General features: G+C 45.3%; 17 protein-coding genes. 8 read left to right on the forward strand and 9 right to left on the reverse strand.

Going from position 1 to position 18,928, the window contains the following annotated elements; translation table 11 throughout:
- The first annotated feature begins 22 nt into the window (after positions 1 to 22).
- Positions 23 to 547, forward strand: coding sequence for a ribosome hibernation-promoting factor, HPF/YfiA family (hpf, locus tag JWV37_RS03385; protein ID WP_205458282.1), 525 nt, complete (start codon positions 23 to 25; stop codon positions 545 to 547).
- A gap of 14 nt (positions 548 to 561) precedes the next feature.
- Here the strand turns inward: hpf and recG are convergent, their stop codons facing one another.
- The 4 genes from recG to JWV37_RS03405 form a co-directional block, all read right to left on the reverse strand.
- Complete coding sequence (gene recG, locus JWV37_RS03390) at positions 562 to 2,367, reverse strand: ATP-dependent DNA helicase RecG (protein ID WP_205458284.1); 1,806 nt, start codon at positions 2,365 to 2,367, stop codon at positions 562 to 564.
- Positions 2,354 to 3,607 (reverse strand): M16 family metallopeptidase, encoded by a 1,254-nt coding sequence (locus tag JWV37_RS03395; RefSeq protein WP_240331991.1) that lies wholly within the window; start codon positions 3,605 to 3,607, stop codon positions 2,354 to 2,356. The genes recG and JWV37_RS03395 overlap by 14 nt, the downstream gene beginning before the upstream one ends.
- Positions 3,608 to 3,647: 40 nt before the next feature.
- Positions 3,648 to 4,697, reverse strand: coding sequence for a dehypoxanthine futalosine cyclase (locus tag JWV37_RS03400; protein WP_205458288.1), 1,050 nt, complete (start codon positions 4,695 to 4,697; stop codon positions 3,648 to 3,650).
- A 69-nt stretch (positions 4,698 to 4,766) separates the two neighbouring features.
- Positions 4,767 to 5,375 (reverse strand): helix-turn-helix transcriptional regulator, encoded by a 609-nt coding sequence (locus JWV37_RS03405; RefSeq protein WP_205458290.1) that lies wholly within the window; start codon positions 5,373 to 5,375, stop codon positions 4,767 to 4,769.
- 244 nt (positions 5,376 to 5,619) lie between these two features.
- Here JWV37_RS03405 and JWV37_RS03410 point away from each other — a divergent pair, with 244 nt between their 5' ends.
- Positions 5,620 to 6,465: an NAD(P)-dependent oxidoreductase gene (locus tag JWV37_RS03410; protein WP_205458292.1), complete on the forward strand. Its 846-nt coding sequence runs from the start codon at positions 5,620 to 5,622 to the stop codon at positions 6,463 to 6,465.
- Positions 6,466 to 6,504: 39 nt separating this feature from the next.
- On the opposite strand, the gene JWV37_RS03415 is transcribed toward JWV37_RS03410, so the two are convergent.
- From JWV37_RS03415 to JWV37_RS03435, 5 genes are all read right to left on the reverse strand, one after another.
- Positions 6,505 to 7,719 (reverse strand): rhodanese-like domain-containing protein, encoded by a 1,215-nt coding sequence (locus JWV37_RS03415; protein WP_205458294.1) that lies wholly within the window; start codon positions 7,717 to 7,719, stop codon positions 6,505 to 6,507.
- Positions 7,720 to 7,743: 24 nt separating this feature from the next.
- On the reverse strand, positions 7,744 to 8,889 hold the full coding sequence (gene nrfD / locus JWV37_RS03420) for an NrfD/PsrC family molybdoenzyme membrane anchor subunit (protein ID WP_205458296.1): 1,146 nt from the start codon (positions 8,887 to 8,889) through the stop codon (positions 7,744 to 7,746).
- A gap of 9 nt (positions 8,890 to 8,898) precedes the next feature.
- Positions 8,899 to 9,462: a 4Fe-4S dicluster domain-containing protein gene (locus tag JWV37_RS03425; protein WP_205458297.1), complete on the reverse strand. Its 564-nt coding sequence runs from the start codon at positions 9,460 to 9,462 to the stop codon at positions 8,899 to 8,901.
- A gap of 4 nt (positions 9,463 to 9,466) precedes the next feature.
- Positions 9,467 to 11,809: a molybdopterin-containing oxidoreductase family protein gene (locus tag JWV37_RS03430; RefSeq protein WP_205458299.1), complete on the reverse strand. Its 2,343-nt coding sequence runs from the start codon at positions 11,807 to 11,809 to the stop codon at positions 9,467 to 9,469.
- Positions 11,810 to 12,377: 568 nt separating this feature from the next.
- Positions 12,378 to 13,007, reverse strand: coding sequence for a DUF134 domain-containing protein (locus tag JWV37_RS03435; protein ID WP_205458301.1), 630 nt, complete (start codon positions 13,005 to 13,007; stop codon positions 12,378 to 12,380).
- Between the two features lie 148 nt (positions 13,008 to 13,155).
- Between JWV37_RS03435 and JWV37_RS03440 the strand changes: the two genes are divergently transcribed.
- The 6 genes from JWV37_RS03440 to JWV37_RS03465 all read left to right on the forward strand — a co-directional run.
- Positions 13,156 to 13,857, forward strand: a complete 702-nt coding sequence (locus JWV37_RS03440) for a peroxiredoxin (RefSeq protein ID WP_205458303.1) — start codon at positions 13,156 to 13,158, stop codon at positions 13,855 to 13,857.
- Positions 13,858 to 13,912: 55 nt separating this feature from the next.
- Positions 13,913 to 15,169 carry a tellurium resistance protein TerC gene (locus JWV37_RS03445; RefSeq protein ID WP_205458305.1) on the forward strand — a complete coding sequence of 419 codons (1,257 nt, stop codon included), beginning with the start codon at positions 13,913 to 13,915 and terminating at the stop codon, positions 15,167 to 15,169.
- Positions 15,170 to 15,231: 62 nt separating this feature from the next.
- Positions 15,232 to 17,046, forward strand: a complete 1,815-nt coding sequence (locus JWV37_RS03450) for a hypothetical protein (RefSeq protein ID WP_205458307.1) — start codon at positions 15,232 to 15,234, stop codon at positions 17,044 to 17,046.
- Positions 17,024 to 17,308, forward strand: coding sequence for an EscU/YscU/HrcU family type III secretion system export apparatus switch protein (locus JWV37_RS03455; RefSeq protein ID WP_205458309.1), 285 nt, complete (start codon positions 17,024 to 17,026; stop codon positions 17,306 to 17,308). Before JWV37_RS03450 ends, JWV37_RS03455 begins: the two co-directional genes overlap by 23 nt.
- Positions 17,309 to 17,435: 127 nt before the next feature.
- Positions 17,436 to 17,774, forward strand: coding sequence for a hypothetical protein (locus tag JWV37_RS03460; RefSeq protein ID WP_205458311.1), 339 nt, complete (start codon positions 17,436 to 17,438; stop codon positions 17,772 to 17,774).
- Positions 17,722 to 18,928: transporter substrate-binding domain-containing protein (locus JWV37_RS03465; RefSeq protein ID WP_205458313.1), on the forward strand; the 1,207-nt coding region annotated here is incomplete at its 3' end. The genes JWV37_RS03460 and JWV37_RS03465, both read left to right, overlap by 53 nt.

Genomic DNA, 18,928 nt, shown 5'->3' on the forward strand with positions numbered 1-18,928 from the left:
TGGGGTTAGGAAAGGAGTTACCATGAACACTAGTATTGTTGGAAAACAATTCGAACTCACCGAAGCTATTAAAGGCTACATCGAAGGTGGATTTGATTCTTTAAGCAAATACAGCTTAGACATCATCTCTGCACGCGCCGTCATCACTGCGGATGAGAAAAAAGGAAGAAAAGGCTTTGGGGTTGAACTGATTATCAATCTTGCACACATGGACACTGTTGTCATCAAACAAAAAGAAAAAGACCTCTACGCTGCAGTTGATTTAGCGGTTGAGCGGGCCAAAAAAGTGCTTCGCCGACACCATGACAAAGTCACAGCACACCGCACCAAAACCGAAGAGACACCTTCTGTAAAAGAAGTGGCTGAAAAAATCGATGGCGTAGATGAGATTGTTCCCATGGAACTAGACTTGTACAAACCCATGGAAATCGAAGAAGCGCTTGAAAAACTCAAAGAAAGCGGACGACAGTTTCTTGTTTTTAACGACCAAGAAGCAAAACTGCGCGTCCTTTACAAGCGCACAGACGAAAAATTTGGCTTGTATTAGCCACTTGTAGGGGTTTAGGCCCCTACCCTCTCTTTTATCTCCTCCAAAATCCCTCTATCTTGTCCCATGTCAAACCACTCAAATTGGTCTCCGTGTTGCACGTCGCCACTCAAAACGTCCCCACTTCGGCGGTACTTTAGATCAAGTTCTGCTATCTCAAATCCATCCAACGTGCGCGTAAAATCTTCCAAGCGTTTTGACGCTTCTTTATAGGTAAATAAAAAACAATACCCTTCCAGACCCGTGCGACTCACACGACCCCGCAACTGATGTAGTGAGGCTAGCCCCAAATGTTCTGCCCCCACAATCACTACCGTAGAAAGTTTGGGCAACGAAATACCCACTTCCACCACCGTAGTCGCAAGCAAGATGTCCCCCTCTTTGGCAAAATGGGCCAATACCGCTTCTTTGTCTTTGTCCTTTCCATGGGTCACAAATACTCCCTCAAAGCGCTTTTCCCAAAACGCTCGCCCCTCTTCTAGGGATTGGTACGCGTGAATTTCACTCTCTTGGGTCAAAGGGTAGATGATAGCCACTTGGTGTCCCAAAGCCACCTCTTTTTCGATGTGTTCTAACAACTGCTTGAAGTCTGCTTTTCCAATGAGCGAGGTCGTAATTTTTTTAACAAAAGGCATCTGTTTGATAAACGAATAATCTACCAATGTCGCATTCATCATGCTCAGCGTGCGGGGAATGGGCGTAGCTGTAAACTGCAAAAAATGCGGATGCGCCCCTTCTCTTCTGGTAAGTTTTTTGATGCCCTCACGCTGTTTGGTGCCAAAGCGGTGTTGTTCGTCCACCATCACCAAATCGCATTGAGGCAAGGGTTCAAACAACAACGCATGGGTGCCAATGATGCAATCCGCTTGTGCCAACGTGCCCTCTTTAGTCGCGCTTGTCACAAGGGCGAGGTGCATGTGTGGCGGAAGAAATCGTTGGGCTTCTTTAAAAATCTGCACGGCTAAAATCGTTGTAGGCACCATCAAAAGAGATTTTTTAGGGTAGGCCATCACCATGGAAGCTAAAATCACCATCGTTTTTCCACACCCCACGTCGCCCATGATGACACGTTTAGCCGCGTGTTCTTTCACAAAATCCTCGCGTATCTCCCCAATCACCCGTCTTTGGTCGTCCGTAAGAACAAAAGGGAGGCTTTTCACAAAGGGGTCGACGGGTGAGTTTAGCGTGGCCGAAGCCTTAAAATAACGCTTTTTTTTGAGGAGTTTTTGAAGATGATTGAGCACTTCCACGCGTTTTAGCACCGGCACCACGTGTTCTAAAAAGTACGGCTTTTTTCGCATCCTAATAGCTTCTTGGGTTGCTCCATGCAATGCTGTTAACACCCCCGCTTCATGGGCGTTTAGTCCCGCTTCCATGAGCTTGTCTTTGTGTACGTACGCACTTACCAGTGCTATCATCCGCGCATTTTGCAAGGGGGTTTTGTAGCGAGGCACCACGACACCTACGACCCGAATGACTTTGGGTTGTACCAATTGCCACACGCCAAAACTAAACTCCGCTTTGGCACTCACGTAGCACGTTTGCCCCTCTTTAAACAAGGCAAAATGAAAGGGTTTTGGGTTAAAAATAACCCCGCGCACTTCCTTTTGCCACGTTTCGCACCATGCCTTTACATGTAAGGTTTTCGCATGGCGCGCCAACCCTTTACATGTAAGGCTTACGATCACGTCACCTAACATTGGTGTTTGTGTGAGGCAGTGGTTGTCGTGATGATGAGGAAGGTAAAGGGCGAGGTCTAAAAGGGAGGTGACGCCAAGTTTTGAAAAATCCTTGGCGTCTTTGGGATTACTGGGCTGCATCCACGTTGGTCACAACCGCGAAACTAAGCTGCGCAATCTCTGCATGGGAAGCGATAAAAGCATTAAGTTCTTCCAAACTTAGGGTTTCTATTTTCTGGAGTTGTTCTTTAGAATAGCCAAGAGCGAACCCACGGTAGTACTCAAAAAAGGCGCGGGAGAGGCGTTGCGAAAGGGTTTCGGTGCGCAAAGGTTCGGAGCCTAGTAAAAAGCGTTTGGCTTGGGCAAGCTCTTCTTCGCTAACGCCTCCTTTAACGAAATCTTCGACCACGCTACGCACAAGCACCATGGCTTCGTCTTTGTTTTCGTTCTTGGTTTGCAAATGGCCTGTAAATTTACTCGAAGAACGGTTAATGCTAATCTTTCCATAGGCCGAATACGCAAGCCCGCGTTTGACGCGAATCTCCTCCATGAGCCGACTGCCAAAACCGCTTTCTCCCAAGATAAACGCGGCAACCCGCGCTTTGTGAGAGTCTGCATCGCCACTTTGCATGTAAAAAGGGGCGCCAAAGTAGATGTACGCTTGCTCGCTTGGTTTTTGCAGCACGGACACTTTGGGTGTTTTGGTTACTTGGGCGTAAGGTAAAGGACGTTTTGTGCCAACCTCCAATGTCGCTAACACGTTTTTGGCATATGCTTTGGCTTCCTCTTGGCTTAAATCTCCTCCGATAACCACGATGGCATTGGATAAATCCATATGCGTGCGAAAAAAGGCTTCCACTTCCTTAAGACCCAAAGCCTTAATGGAGGCACTCGTCCCAAGCCCAGGATGCGCCAAAGGCGTGCCCTCAAACATGAGTTCGCGCAAGGCCGTTGTGGCCACATAGTCAAAATCACTGGCGCGTCTGGAGATGCTTCCAAGAGTCATCAAGCGAACTTTTTCTACGCTTTCTTTGGTAAAGTTTGGCTCTTGGAGCAAAGCATTTAAGTGCACAATGCCCTCATCAAACGCTTCTTTTAGGGCGCCTAGTTCAAACACGAGTGTTTCCGTACCTGCATTGGCCGAGAGGGTGATGGCACGCTGTTCGAGTTTTTTAGCAAACCCAACTGCACCCAGAGTTTTAGTGCCCTCCCCCAACACACTTGCCACAAACCGCGCAAGACCAGGCGTGTTGCCATCTTCAATGCTTCCAGCCACTTGCATTACCAATTGTAACGAGACAATCGGCAAGGTGGTGCTTTGTTCAAAAACTACAGGGACTTCAACCCCTTTGACGTTTACATGTAAGAGTTCTTGGCTCAAAAGTGCTCCTTGTATCACCAACAAAGTGGCAATACTTTTTTTAAGAAAAGGTTTCAAGAATTTCATAGGCAGTGTTTCGCTTTGCGGGAATTTCACCCACATCGCTAATGAGGCGAATCATTTCGCCCTGATTCATTTGGTTGGTCACACCCGCGGCTGCGACGACATTTTCTTCCATCATCGTACTGCCCAAATCATTTGCGCCAAAGAGCAATGCCAGTTGCCCCACATAGCTTCCTTGTGTCACCCACGAACTTTGGATGTTGGGAAAATTGTCTAGGTACAGCCGACTCACCGCCAAAAGGCGCAAGTAGCGGTTGGGGGATTGTTTTTTAAGCTCGGGAAATTCCGCCAAGAGTTTGGTGTTTTTACCCTGAAAACTCCACATGATAAAGGCGCGAAACCCCTGCGTTTCATCTTGCAAATCCCGAATCATCTCCCAGTGCTTCACAATCTCCTCATCGGTTTCCACTGTGCCAAACATCATCGTTGCGGTGGATTTCATGCCAATCTTGTGGGCTTGACGGTGAATGTCAATCCACTGGGCGCTGTCAAGTTTTTTAGGCGCAACAATATCCCGCACACGGTCGCTTAATATCTCAGCTCCCGCTCCAGGAATGGAAAACAAACCCTTTACATGTAAGCGTTCTAGCACTTCACGGGTGCTAATTTTAGAGATTTTGGCGATGTAATCAATCTCTATGGCCGAAAATCCGTGGATGGTGATTTGCGGATAATGGGTGCTTATCCACTCCACCAACCCTTCGTACCATTCGATTTTAAGCTTCGGGTGCACGCCCCCTTGGAACAAAATCTGTGTCCCACCGATGGCTAAAAGCTCTTCGATTTTTTGGCCGATTTCTTCGAAGCTTAACACATACGCGTCTTCTTCTTTAGCATGGCGGTAAAAGGCGCAAAATTTACAATCCACCCAACACACATTGGTGTAGTTGATGTTACGGTCTACGACAAAGGTGGTGATTTTTTTGGGATGAAGGGCGCGTTTTCGCTCTAAAGCCATTTGACCAAGCTCGGTCAAATCGGCTTCACGGATGAGGCGCAAGGCCTCTTCGTTGGTCATTCGCTGCATGTTTCTCTTTCATTTTTTGGTGTATTATACCGACTAAAGGTTAAACGCACGTCAAACAAAAGCCCTATTTTAGGCTTCGCGTTGTTGTTTTAGCCAATTGTAAATGGTGGCGCGCGACACGGCAAGTACGCCACACACATACCCTACTGCGTTGCGAATAGCAAAGGTGCCCTGAGCCTCCAAAGAGACCACGAGTTCTCGCTTTTCGTTTGCACTTAACCCCTGAAGGGACACATTGCGTTCACTCAAAAACTGCGCAATGAGCTCATCGGTGTGCTCTTTCCAGTTTTGGGAAAAAAACGCACCCGGGCTAGGCACAGGCTGAACACAGCCAACGATGCTTTTTAGGGACTCCATCAAGGCTTTGGCAGGAGTAATGTCGTAATTAATGCACAGCATTCCAACGGGCTTTTCTTGCGCATCTTTAAGCATCACAGTCACCGCTTTTGCCGACTTTCCCTCTTCTAAATTTTTATCATAAGGCCCCACCCAATCGCCATTTTCTGGTACCTTTGGCTGGCTTAGCATAGCATCCCCTGCGCGACGCTTAGTAAAGGCATTGGCAATAAAAACCAATTTTTTGGCTTCAAGGTCATGCAAGACCACCTCGACATTGGGCGCAAACAGTTTTCCGATGGCTTCGCATACGGGAAGGTAGGGTTTAAGTGCTGGATTCATGGGCAAATGATAGCACATCTTCTCGTAAGTCGCACTGACGCAAGGTGACTTTGAGCGGATTTTCGAGAACATAAAGCACTCAGGGGAGTGCTGTCTGAGAACCCTCGGGGGTTTGCCAAGGATGGCAAACCGAGAATGAGCGAAAAGTCGCCTTGCGTCAGTGCGTTAAAGTGTGAGAGATAAATTGACAAAGTGTCTAATTTAGACTATCATTCTAAATATTTACATGTAAAAAGGGGATACGATGATAGGATTTATTGGACTTGGAAATTTAGGCAGCGCCATCAGTAAACGTCTAGCAAGCCAAGGGCATGAGGTAATGGTCTGGAACCGCACTCAGGGCAAAGCCACCGCCCTTGGTTTTCCTGTGGCAAGCTCACCCAAAGCGCTCATGGAAGCGTGCGACACGGTACTGTTGTGCTTGTTTGACTCTCCCGCGGTCAAAGCGGTGCTTACTATGAAAGAGGGATTGCTAGAAGGCATGAAAGAAGGCAAAACCCTCATCGACCTTAGCACCAATCACTTTGAAGCGGTGCTTGAATTTCATAGCCTTGTGACACAAGTGGGCGCGGCGTACCTTGAGTGTCCAGTATTTGGAAGCGTGGTGCCTGCAAGTAAAGGTGAAGTGACATTGGTGGCTTCGGGCGAAGAGAAAACATTCCTTACATGTAAGCCATTATTAGAAAGCTTTGGGAAAAACATTTTCTTTTTGCCAGAAGCAGGAAGTGCGTCAAAAATGAAACTTATCAACAACCTTTGCCTAGGCTCTTTTATGGCAACACTCGCCGAATGCACCGCTCTAGGGGAAGCATGCGGGATAGAAAAAAAAGAGTTGCTTGGCATCTTGGGTGTAGGCGGGGGACAGTCGTTGGTTTTGGCAGCCAAAACCCAAAAACTCATCGACGAAGATTTCTCACCTCATTTTAGCAACGCCGCCATCAACAAAGACTTGCACTGCTTGCAAGACTTGGCCTACTCCTTAAACCGTCCTCTTTATAGTGCTAGTGTTACCAAAGAATTGTACTCAAAAATGAAGATGCTCGGCCGTGGTGAGGAGGATTTTAGTTCTATCTATCGGTTGTTTAAATAAACAAGAAGGGTTTAAACCCTTCTTGTGTTTAAATGATTTCTACCAATCCATTGGGTCTAATGGATCATTGGGAGTAATCTTACAATCACTGCCTGCACATTTAATGCCTGCATCTAAAAATACTGCATTAGTCATTCCAGCATTCTTGGCCTTCATCTGCGCTTCCATGGCACGTCCGCCAGCAGCACAATGGAAAATAATGTAGCCTTTTTTTGGAAGTTTAGCCAAAAATTCTTCAGTAGAGTTCTCTTCCAATGATACATGTACTGTTCCTAGAATTGCCCCAGCAGCACGTTCGTCGCTTCGGCGCGCGTCTACTACAGTAACATCGGCAGGAAGGTTTTTGTACACTTCAAGGAACCATTGACCATCCACTGAACCTTCATCTAACCCTTTTTTAACTGGGCCCAAAAAGGGTTTACTAAGAGTTACAGCGCCACCTGCAGCTGCTTCGTCGCTACCTTTGGTAGTTTTAAGACCTGCTTTTTTCCATGCAGGAAGACCTGCGGAGTAGTTGGCAACATCTGTATAGCCAAGAGAGACAAGCTTTTGGGCTACTGCATGAGATTTATGACACTCCCATCCTGCGCAAAAGGTGATAATTGGGGTAGCTTTATCTACAGGAAAACGACCCATAAGCTGAGGCATTTCAGTATCATTCATGGAAATAGCACCTGGAATGGTTTCAGCTAAAAACATTTTGTAAGGCCGTGCATCAATCATAAACGCACCATTTTTGTCAAAAGCAGCTTTAATGGTTCCAGTACCAATTTCTGCGTAGTCTTTGGTGACCCACTCAGGGTAGCCCGCTTGATAAAGCTTAACGTTAGTATAGCCCATCTCCTTGAGCCATCCTGCTACTTTTGGACTCTTAGCACATTCCCAACCTTGGCAAAAAACGATGATTTCTTTGTCTTTGGGAACATCTTTAATGCGCACCACGTGCTCTTTAAAGTCTGTGTCGTGAATTTGAATACTGGAAGGAATGGTAGCTGCATTGTAAAGTCTGTCTGGACGTGAGTCAATAAAAACAGCTTTAGAGCCTGAACGCATTCCGTTTCCAAGTTTAGAACGGGTATATTCATAATCGACCACTTCAAGCTTGTACTGGTCGATAAACTTCTGAACAGACGCAGAAGGCTTGGTTAAAACCGCTTGTGCTGCGGCGGGAGAAGTTGTGCTAGAGGTTGTAGCACACCCGGTGAAAAGTAGAGCGGTGGTAAGTGCTAATGCACCAACAAATGTAGAACGCATGTGTGTCTCCTTTTAGTGTGTGGATTAATTATCTAATTCTAAAACACGATTTGAAACATAGTAAAGCACAACAGCTACGCCAATCCCTCCAACACTAAGGGATATTTCCACTAGTGAGGGAACATAGCCTGTTATCATTGTAACTGCCTCTTGATACTCTCTTGTCTTTTCCATCAATTTTGGATAGAGCTGCAACCCTTCAACAAGATTGTAGCGCGAGAAAAAATAACCAACCAAGGCTGGTACCGCCGCGATATAAAGCCATTGTTTTTTATTGGATACAAACAAGATGATAAGCAATGGAGCAACTAAGCCAAAAAATAATTCCCAAACCAGAAAATTGGATGAACTATATATGTAAGCAATAGGCAAAGCACGCTCAGGCAAGTTACCATAAACACCCACAAGGTATCGCGAAATACTCATCAGCAAAAGAATACTCACCATGATGCCTAAAAGCTTTATCATGACATCAAAATCTTGCGTCTTGTTCGTTTTGTTAATACCATACCAAAGCAAAAGTAAGAATACTCCCATGGCAACACTAGAGAGTAAAAACTGAATGGGATAATAAATGCCATTGGCAAACGGCGTTGAGTTTAAAAGCCCAAAAATCGACCCTGCTGTCATAATAGAACAGATGGCAAACACAAGAGCCAGTGCGGCCATGATTTTTTCATTTTTTCGACCGACATTAACAAAAGCTAGCACTGAAAAAAGCATAAAAAGTGGGTAAAAGACCCCTAGCCAAAACAGTGTTGAGCTAATATTTCCAGAAATAGCCACATAAATGACCATACGAACAGGATGGCCAATTTCAAACAAAAAGACACTAAACCCTGCAAATAGGCTTAAAAGACCAAACAAAAGGGCCCGCTTTGCCAAAAATCGCAAAGGCTTAATGTCAAAAACAATAATGCTTGCGCCAAGAATACCAAGCCCCATAGCAAGGCCTACAAAAAACTCATACATTACCATCAGTAATCCCCAAGGAAACTGTCTGGTAACATTATAAGCATCATGCCCATACATAAAAAAGTTTACGATACCATAAAGATACATTGCTAAAAACAAGGCTGTAAACGCCATAATAACGAGTGTAACGGGATTTTTTTCAACATTAAAAAGATTGATTTCACTTTTTAATGGAAGATAATTTTTTAACGACATACTCGCTCCTTATGTTAGGTAAAACAGCTTGGGCTTTGTTCCCAAGTGGGTTTTAAGCGTAAAATGTTCACGCTTGGCCAAAAGCTGACTAATCTCACTCTTAGGGTCATCAATATCCCCAAATGTTCGCACTTTAGTGGGACATGTTGTCTGACACGCTGTACGTGTGTCTCCTTTTGCCAAACGCGAACTTGAGCAAAAATTACATTTATCCACTGTATGTGTACGATCATCTACATAACGCGCATCGTAAGGACACGCTGTCATGCAGTATGTGCATAAAATGCATTTTTCATAATCAACCCTCACAACACCATTAGCGTCATAGTATGTCGCATTTGTAGGGCACACCGACTGACAGGGAGCATCACTACATTGCTGGCACTGACTAGGATGGTAGGTCTGGGAGGCAATGGAGATATTTGGAAACTCGCCCACTTCTTCTTTTACTCCCACCCAAATGCGATACTTATCCGCACCTAGCTGAATACCATTTTCCTTTTTACAAGCAACTTCACATGCCTTGCAATTAATACAATTTTTATAATCTAACGCCATTCCATAAGTTGCCATAACCTTACACCTTTCTAATGCTTACAAATGTGTCATGAAGACAAACTGAACCATGCACAGGCTCAACACCATCTTCCGAAATGGACGATCCGTGGCCGCCATTATTGTGAGCCAAGTGCATACTTTTGGATGTCACGCCAAATCCATGGACAAAAAAGAGGGTTTCTGGCCCAATTTTTTCCGTTGGATAGGCAGGAAGTATTGTTGCGCCCACCTTACTTTTGACTTCAATCATATCACCAAACTTAATTCCGCGCGCTTTGGCCACTCGCTTATTAAGCCACAAATAGCTAGTTGGAATCAAATCCAACAATGCTGGATTGTTGGCCGTGGCTGATTGAGTAAACTGCGCATGGCGCCCCGTAATAAAACGAAACTCATCTTGAGGCGTCGCAAGTTGGCTCTCAGCATGCCATGTTGGCATTGCATCAACTCCACGAGCTGCCAATGATTCAACCTTGCACTCTACTTTTCCCGATGGAGTATTAAATTTTCCATTACGCACTGAATAATAACGTTTATCTTCAGGATAATATTCATAGTCATTGACACCGAGTTTTTTAAGATATTTTTCCTTGTTAGGATAAAAGACTCCTGTAGTTGCAAGCATTTCCGCCGCACCTGGGTATTTTTCCACTGCATGGACATTGATTTCTTCTTGAGACTCTTGGAAGGCTTGTGCTAAATCATAATCCTCAAACACACTCTCTTCGCCCATATCTTCGATGTCCATCTGCACCATTTCGTCGTATTTTTTAGTTATCTCAAACAAAGGCTTAGAGGCAACATTGGTAAATTCTTTAAGAATTTGAAGTACAGACTTGGTCTCAAACATCGGCTCAACCACTTTATTGCGCTGAACAACCGCTGGCTCAATGCCGCCGTATGATGTAGCAGGATCGGTACGCTCAAGATACGTACACTCAGGAAGCACCACATCGCTTAGCATCACAGTGTCGCTTGGCATTGTTTCAATCGTAACTACCAAATCAAGTTTTTTCAAAAACTCTTCCGTTTTTTTGCTATCTGGCATGTTGTGCATGAGGTTGTGCTTGTAGATAAACAAGCCTCGCACAGGATACTCTGCACGGCCTTCTAGAATCATATTTCTAAAAGGAACCCATGCGCCAGAAGCACCAACAATAGCCGCTTCATTTCGCTCAATACGTGGCTTTGCATTATCATAAAGAGGTGCTGGGGCATCGTGGCCTTTAATGGCAACATTTGAGCCAAAACAAATGCCGCCTTTGACATCAATTCCACCACCAAGGGAGGTAAAGATGGCTTGGGCACGACGAAGCTGGAAATCATCCTTGCTCCACGTAGAGCGTCGTCCTTGGTAATAAATAGCCTGAGGAGCATGAGCCATAAACTCTCTGGCCACCTCGCGGATATCTTCGGCTTTGATGCCTGTGATTTTCTCTGCCCATTCGGGGGTGTAGTTGTTAGAAAGAATATGTTGCCTATACTCTTCAAAATCATTTACATGGTTTTCTACAAAGGCTTTGTTGTAAATCTCTTCAGACATGACCACATACGTCAAGGCCAACACAAACGCAAGGTCGGTGCCCACATTAATGCCAAGGTATTTATCGCTTTTGGCGGCCGTATTGGTAAAACGAGGGTCTACACAAACAAGCTTTGCGCCTCGTCCTGTGGTGCGCTTAAAAATATCCATCGTGTCAGGCGTGACAATGGCTTCAGCACGGTTAGCACCCGCCATGATGACGTACTTGGCATTTTGCAAGTCTGCTTGGCCATAACCACCAATCGTAATAGCATACCCTGAAACAGCCGTTGCTAAACAGAGTGTTGAGTGATTGAGCCAGTGACCTGAACCAAAAGCAGTAAAGAGGTTTTTGAAGTTATGTTCGCCCATACCCTCGCCCGCACAAAATGCGATGGTTGAACGGTTGTCTTTTTCTTCGTCTAGGATTTTAGTGAGTTTATCAGTGATGTATTGGTAGGCTTCATCCCATGTGACGCGTTTAAATTTCCCGCTTCCTTTTTTACCATCACGAATCATGGGGTATTTGAGTCTGTCGGGGTCATACAGCGCATCGATACCTGCATTTCCACGAGGACAAAGCATATTGCGAGATTTTGGAAAATCTGGATTTGGATCAAGTTTTGTTACAATGCCATTTTCAACAATAGCATAAGCGGCACACTTGTTAACGCAGATTTCACACAAAGTGGCAACTTTTTTCGTCACCGCTTGACCATTCACCGAGTTTTTTTCTCTGGCACTAGCAAAGACTTCCGAAGAGGTCATCGCAGCACCTCCAGCTATACTCAGGGCCACACTACCCTGAAGAAATCTCCGTCGTGAGATCTCAACACTCATCGTCTCTCCTTTGGGATTTAAGGCTTAAGGTTTTGCAAAAAACAAAGCCCCCAAACCAAAAATTAATACCTCCATTGTAGGCGAGACGGCTTATAAAAAACTTATAAAAAAGTTTACCTTTTAGATTTTTTGACATAAAAATTGAACTAATATGCAAGAAATGGGCTTTCTGATGGCCGATTGTAAAGTAAAATATTGTTTACAAATGGCGTTTTTTTAGAATTAAAATAAAAAAAAATTATTGAAAATAGTGATTTTTTGTCTTTTTTAAAGAAAATGAGGCATTTTTGTCTTTAAGGAAAGAAGGGGAGTGAGGCATTTTTTACGACCAAAATAGTGTTTTTATTACTTAATAAATACTTAAATTGCATTAAAAATAAGATTGTAGACATTCTCAATAATGACAATATACGTATTAAAAATGCCCAAGGTTCTGCTCTTGGCAAAACTAAAGTTCAAAAGCTAACGAAGAAAAATTTTTGAGACTTCTATAAAAAGGCTAATAAAAAAATATTAAAGGGCTTTCTTTACATGTAAAGGTGTTTACATGTAAAGAAAGGTCCAAAAACTATTGTTTGATCGCTTTTTCCAGTGGCAAAGGATGTTCTGTTGGGTTTATTTTCTCAACACGTATGCCCATGCCTTCAAGGTTGCGCACCATACCTTCTCCAACAGAAGCACACACCACATGGGTTGCTTCTTTGAGCAGTTCAGGAATCACTCGCCCAGCACCAAATCCCATAGAATCTTCATCGCTTTGCACCACAATGCCTTTGGCTTCAATCTTTGTAACCAATGGGTTGGGTAAAAATACAGTACGCGCAATAACATCAGACTCCACAAACAACAAGGCAAAATAACGCGCCACGTTAAAGTGCAGTGAAAGGGTTTGCTTATCATCGGTTGGCACAGCATAGACCAAATGGGTGGCGCGCTCGTTTACATGTAAAGCTTTTTTAAACAGCAACATTTGCACACATTTTTTGCGCCCACCTTTTAACAACTTGGCAAACGTGGGGCGCGAAACTCCGAGATGTTTTGCGCACTCTTCGTGGTAAAGACCTTTATAATCGGCCAAGTAAAGGGCTTCTAGTTCTTCGTGCAAAAGGGAGATTTTTTCATGTCCTTGCGCTTCAAGTGCGCCAAAACGCCCAGCACAGGGCTTACATGTAAGGCGATGTTTAGGGGCTTTTGGCATTCGTTTTCCTTAGATAATGCATTAAAGTGAAAATATACCATACTCTTGAAAAAGAAATTAACAATTTTAATCTGACGATAAAAATTACTATTGACTTATTTTTCTCGTCTTGCTATACTTCCACCATCTTTTGTGTAGGAGGTATCCCATGGGATGCGATACAGGTGTCAAACAACGACCAGAACAAAACGCAGCACAAGCTGCGAAGCCCCAACAAACACCCAAGGAGAAGAAAATGAGTTCAAGTATGGTACTAAAGAAAATGCCAGAGTTTACAATGGATGCATACGATGCAAAAAGCGGTCACTACACCAGTGTTAAGAGTGAAGATTACGCCGGAAAATGGACAGTTGTTTGCTTTTACCCTGCGGATTTTACCTTTGTGTGTCCCACAGAAATCGCAGCTATGAACGCCAAATATGACGAGTTTCAAGAGCTTGGCGTGGAAATTTTAGCCGTCTCCACAGACACCAAGTTTTCCCACAAACGTTTTGTAGAAACTGAGCCTATTTTAAAAGGCTTGAAACTTACCATTGGTGCAGATACCACCCGCGTAGTCAGTGAAGCCTTTGGCGTGCTTATCGAAGAAGAAGGCCTAGCACTTCGCGGTCGTTTCTTGTTTAATCCCGATGGCGTGTGCGTCGCCCAAGAAGTCCAAGCCCCTATGGTAGGCCGCAACGTCAACGAATTCTTGCGCCAAGTCCGTGCATGGCAACACGCCACTAAAACAGGCGAAGTGTGCCCTGCTGGCTGGGTTCCAGGCAAAAAAACCTTACCCGTAAACACCGACGTAGAAAAAATGACAGGCCGCGTGGGCGATTACATCACCATCGAAGAGATTATGTCCTAATACCCCCAAGGAAAGGGTGTGTGGCCCTTTCCTTTTTTGAGCTATACTTTCACCCATGAAAACATCCCTTTGCGGCTGGCTTTTGCTAGCAAGCTTACTCCTTAGCCTCACGGGCAATAGTGCTCTTTATACCCTTGCAGGTACGTTGGCGTGGAGTGCGGGACTGGTGTTATTTTTCACCATTCCTCCCCCAAAACGTCGCCTTAGCCTCACTCTTTTTACCCTTGGGACCGCATGTTTCGCTTTTGCCTACACCATGGGCTTTAGGGTTGAACTGTGGCGGGTGTTGAGTGTCAATCAACTCATGCTAAGCTTACTCATCAGCATCAGCTACTTAAGGCTCGTAGCCCTCCCTACCCCAAGCGAACACCCTCTTCCTAAAGGCCCCAAGAGCTTTGTTTCGACCTTTTTTGGCGTGCATCTTTTTGGTGCTGTTATTAACCTCTCCTCCGTGCTGTTAGCAGGCGACAGACTTTCCCAAAAAACTCCGCTTACCAAAATGCAAATCGCCACGCTTTCGCGCGCTTTTTCCGCAGATGCCTTGTGGTCACCGTTTTTCATCGCCTTTGCCGCGGCTAGCATTTACGCACCCCAAGCCTCGCTTTTGCACCTGTGGCAAAGCGGCATGATGCTCGTTGGCGTAGGGTTTATGCTCACCTATTGGGAGTTTGGAGGAAAGCCCATGGAAGACTTTGTGGGCTATCCCATCGGCCCTGAAGCCTTGGTTTTGCCTGCGCTCTTGGCGGCACTTGTGGGGGCGACCCATTGGTTGTTTCCTGAGGCGCGGGTGATTTTACTGGTCTCTTTTTACGCGCTTGGCCTGACGCTATGGTTTCTTTTTTGGCGCCAAGGCATTGTCCAAGGGCTCAAACACTTTGCCACCCACACCACCACCCAACTCCCTCTTCTAAAAACAGAACTGGCACTTTTTTTGGTAGCGGGGTATTTTGGCTTAAGCATCAGTGCGCTTTTAGAGGGTTTTGCCCTTGCTTTTCCTGTGAGTGCGTTTACCCCTAGCGTGGCGGCAGTGATGCTCCTTGGGATGGTCCTTGTCTCACTCGTGGGCGTTCATCCCATCATTTCCATCGCTATTTTAGGCGGGTGGCTTGGGAGCATGGAAGTTGACCACACCTTGCTTGCCATGACCTTTTTGATGTCGTGGTCACTCAGCATTGGCACGAGTCCTGTGTCAGGGCTCAACCTCGCCCTCTCAGGGCGCTATGACATTCCTTCTAAAAAACTGTTTTTATGGAATGCACGCTACGCCCTTAAACTCTATGTGGCGTGCGTTGCCACGTTGCTACTTTATTAAGTGCACAATTCGCCGATGCTACCCTTACATGTAACGATTTTAAAAGGCAGCCCCAACAGACCATGGTAACACTTTCAACCCAAGATCTTTTACACCTTGCCGCCAGTAGTCCTAAAGAGGCCAAAGCGCTAGTGAAAGCCTTAGTAAGCGCACCGAGTGCGGAATTAGCAGTGGGTAAATCCACCCCCAACACCATCCAAACCTTGCTTCAGTCTTTGGCCACCAACGCCATCGCACCCGCGCAGGTCAAACACACCCTTGAAAATGCTTCGTGGTTTAAAAATGCACCCTCCTTGCCAAACCAGCTTCAAACCCTTGTCACGCTCACCCAAAATGACCCCGCGCTCAAACCTTTCTCGCAAGCCTTACAAGGGTTTTTAAAAGAGATTGTCACCACCAACGGCGCGGAGCTAAAACAACAACTCGTGCGTTCAGGCACAGGATTTGAAGCGGCCTTGCGCACCCAAAGTTTGCCCGTGGATGTGGCGTTACACCAACCCTTGCGCCAGCTCCAAGAGACCCTAGGGCAACTCCCTTTACCCAAAACCACCCAAGCAACCCTAAGCCGTCTTTTTCAAGAAGTGCTCACACCAAGCACCCAAAAAACCCCGAAAGAAGCCCTAAAAATTGCCACAACAGCGCTTGCAACACAACTCCAAGTTCTCTCCAAGCGCCCCTTGTTTCCTTTGGCAGAAAAAGTGGCAACTCTTGAAAAAACACTCACAAAATTTCAAAGCACCGCTGCCAAAGAGGCACTCCAGCACCCTCTACTCTCTCGCCAAGCGCCACAACTTCCGTTAACACAAGAGACCAAAAGTGTACTTATTGCTTTACTTAAAGAACTCAAAGAAAACCCACTTCCACTGCCAAAATCTAGCCAAAATACACCCCAAATCCAACACCTTGCCACCCACACAAAAACTCAGACCATCGCACTTTTGGAATCAATTTTAAAGCATTCAAGCACAATCAAACACGACCTTGCACCTGTTCTTCAGGCCAAAGCCATACCACCGCCTCCAAGCACCCAAGGCACAATAAAACACAAACTGACACCTTTACATGTAAACGCAAAAATCCCTTCTTTAACACAAGAAGTACCCCCAGACAAGCCAAGTGCCACCCTTTTACATGTAACGCCAAAAGCCCCTTTACTCATCGGTGAACTAGCATGGTCAACCCAAGCACCCCAATATTTCTCACCCCTTTTGGCAGCCATTCCTAATGACACAGAGGCTCAACTAAAGCGCGCTGTGTCGGCGTTAAAAACTCTTATCAAACTTTTAGACGCAACCACCCTTGAGCTTCCCAAAGCGCTCACCCTCACCAAAGAACACGTCCTAGCCCTCAAGCAACAACTTACACAAGCGGGTTCGGGGGAGCTCCCCAAGGCGATTATGAGTGATGTGAAAAAAACCCTTTTAGAGCTCCAGAATGCTTCAAGTACATCCCATAAAGAAGCCAACCAATTAGCCACAAAATCTTTGGCCCAAATTGAAATGCACCAGCTTTACGGGCATGTCAGCCAAAGCGCTCACACCTATCTGCCCTACTTGTGGAGCGGCTTAAAGCACGGAAGTCTTATGGTGCAAAAACGAGAAGAAGCTACCTACTGCCAAATTAACTTAGAATTTGAACACTACCGCAACGTGCACATCATGCTCGTGTTGTTTGACACTCAGCATATTAATGTAAGCATCGCCCTTGAAAGCCCCGAACTTAAAACGCGCATCAGTGAGCACATCCAAGAACTCAGGCTCATGCTTTACGCGGTGAGCATTACCCCCTCAAACATCACACTTTTACCCTACGAAAAACGCGAATCCCTTGAAAAAAACACACTGGAGGGCGACTTTGGCATCAACCTTACCGCCTAAACAAAGCCGAAAAAAAGCCGTTTCACTTAAATATAATCTCGAAAAAAAGGGAGCGCCAAAGGTTACCGCCAAAGGCCAAGGCGAAGTGGCCAACACCATCATCCGCCTTGCCAAAGACCACAACATACCCATCCGCGAAGATGCTGACCTTGTAGAACTGCTTTCCAAGGTAGAACTTGACAGAGAAATTCCCCCAGCACTCTACAAAGCGGTCGCAGAAGTATTTAGTTTTCTTTATAAAATGACTAATAAAAAAACATAAATATTTAACTTATATTTAAGTAAGGTATGATAATATTTACCTTGAAAACCAAAGTGAACCATTTTGTTGCAAGCTATGTCGCCAGAACAAATGGGCACAAGTGGGAAATCACACACAGGAGAAAGAAATGAGAAAATTAACCGCACTTGCGTTCGCAATTATGGTAGGATTAGGCTTGAGCGTGAGTACCGCTTCTGCAGATTCAGCGCGTGGCCAAAAACTTTACCTTAAGTTTATGAAAACCCCAACTGGTCTCAACGGTGCCCAATTTGCAGCACAACACACCATTGCAGAATGGAGAGAGTTATGCGCCAATGAAGGTGCTGGATTCATCACAGAGTACTCCGCAAAACATCCTGATGCAGCCGACTTTTTAGGTGGCGCTCAATTTAAAAGGTTCCAATCTGACATCTGTGACTTTGTTATCCATTACGCAAAAGACAGCGGCAACGTACCAGCTTGCTAAGTTAGCACCTGCAAGGAGTTTTTCACTGCTCCTTGCTTTTTTCCTTCTTCCTCTTTACCTTTTTGCCCTTCCCACAGAAAAAACCATCAAAACACTAGGCCTTGAGCCTGAAGAAATCCAGTGGCTTGCCGCTAAACCCATCATTCGTTTAGGCTTTGATCATGCGCGACCCCCTTATGATTTCATCAACGCACAAGGCGAGCATCAAGGGGTTTTCTCCTCTTATTACCGCTATTTTGAACAACAACTAGGGATTAGCTTCACCCCTACGCATTTCTCCTCCTGGGAGACCCTTTTTGAGGCAACCAAAGAAGGAAAAATTGACCTTATTTCAGGCGTCATCAAAACCGAAGAACGGGCCGACTACTTACTCTTTTCAGACCCACTTTTTGACATTTCACTTTCCGTTGCCACACAGCGCGACAGGGTTCTTTTTGAGCCCCTTCTTGAACTGCACGGCAAGCGGGTTGGCATGGTAAAAGGCTATGCCACCATCGGCTTGATACAAAAGCACTACCCTTCGCTTCACATTACTGAGTTTTTGGACTTAAAAGAGGGGCTTGAACAACTTAAAGCTGGAGAACTTGATGCGGTTATTGGAGAAACTCTCTCTTTAGGTTACTATCTTGAAAACTACCCGTTTCGCACACTCTATATTGCCCATGCCTTGCCCATTCGTTTTCCTGCCTACATTGGCGTGCATCGCGACCATCCTCTTTTGCTCTCTGTTTTACAAAAAACACTACATCATCTTTCCACCGAAGAAAAACAAACCCTTTGGTTGCCTTGGATTAAGCCAAAAGGAAGTACTTTTAACATCACAGGATTCTTGCTCGTTTTGCTTTTTTTGAGTTTGGCAGGATTGGGCTGGTCGCTAGTAGCCTTGCACCGTTGGCGGCAAAAAATTCACGCCATTATTCAACGCGCAGCATTGTCTCAAAAACACCTTAACATTGCCTCAAAAGCCCTTGGTGCAGGGACATGGACATGGTCAGTTGCCAACAATACCAATACCATCAACCATACTTATGCTCGCATTTTAGGCTATACAAAAAATGAGCTCAAGCAAACCTTTGAAGGCTTTACCGGCTTGGTTTCCCCTGAAGATTTACCACTCATGTACACTGCTTTAAAACGGCATTTAGAAGGAACAG

The organism is Sulfurospirillum tamanense (genome assembly GCF_016937535.1).
Classification (GTDB): domain Bacteria; phylum Campylobacterota; class Campylobacteria; order Campylobacterales; family Campylobacteraceae; genus Sulfurospirillum_B; species Sulfurospirillum_B tamanense.

Excerpts from the sequence above, each read along its gene's own strand:
- JWV37_RS03400 (WP_205458288.1), bottom strand. The coding sequence starts at position 4,697 with ATGCAGCGAATGACCAACGAAGAGGCCTTGCGCCTCATCCGTGAAGCC.
- JWV37_RS03435 (WP_205458301.1), bottom strand. The coding sequence starts at position 13,007 with ATGCCAAAAGCCCCTAAACATCGCCTTACATGTAAGCCCTGTGCTGGG.
- JWV37_RS03405 (WP_205458290.1), bottom strand. The coding sequence starts at position 5,375 with ATGAATCCAGCACTTAAACCCTACCTTCCCGTATGCGAAGCCATCGGA.
- JWV37_RS03460 (WP_205458311.1), top strand. The coding sequence starts at position 17,436 with ATGAGAAAATTAACCGCACTTGCGTTCGCAATTATGGTAGGATTAGGC.
- hpf (WP_205458282.1), top strand. The coding sequence starts at position 23 with ATGAACACTAGTATTGTTGGAAAACAATTCGAACTCACCGAAGCTATT.
- JWV37_RS03445 (WP_205458305.1), top strand. The coding sequence starts at position 13,913 with ATGAAAACATCCCTTTGCGGCTGGCTTTTGCTAGCAAGCTTACTCCTT.
- JWV37_RS03440 (WP_205458303.1), top strand. The coding sequence starts at position 13,156 with ATGGGATGCGATACAGGTGTCAAACAACGACCAGAACAAAACGCAGCA.
- recG (WP_205458284.1), bottom strand. The coding sequence starts at position 2,367 with ATGCAGCCCAGTAATCCCAAAGACGCCAAGGATTTTTCAAAACTTGGC.
- JWV37_RS03430 (WP_205458299.1), bottom strand. The coding sequence starts at position 11,809 with ATGAGTGTTGAGATCTCACGACGGAGATTTCTTCAGGGTAGTGTGGCC.
- nrfD (WP_205458296.1), bottom strand. The coding sequence starts at position 8,889 with ATGTCGTTAAAAAATTATCTTCCATTAAAAAGTGAAATCAATCTTTTT.
- JWV37_RS03425 (WP_205458297.1), bottom strand. The coding sequence starts at position 9,462 with ATGGCAACTTATGGAATGGCGTTAGATTATAAAAATTGTATTAATTGC.
- JWV37_RS03415 (WP_205458294.1), bottom strand. The coding sequence starts at position 7,719 with ATGCGTTCTACATTTGTTGGTGCATTAGCACTTACCACCGCTCTACTT.
- JWV37_RS03450 (WP_205458307.1), top strand. The coding sequence starts at position 15,232 with ATGGTAACACTTTCAACCCAAGATCTTTTACACCTTGCCGCCAGTAGT.
- JWV37_RS03410 (WP_205458292.1), top strand. The coding sequence starts at position 5,620 with ATGATAGGATTTATTGGACTTGGAAATTTAGGCAGCGCCATCAGTAAA.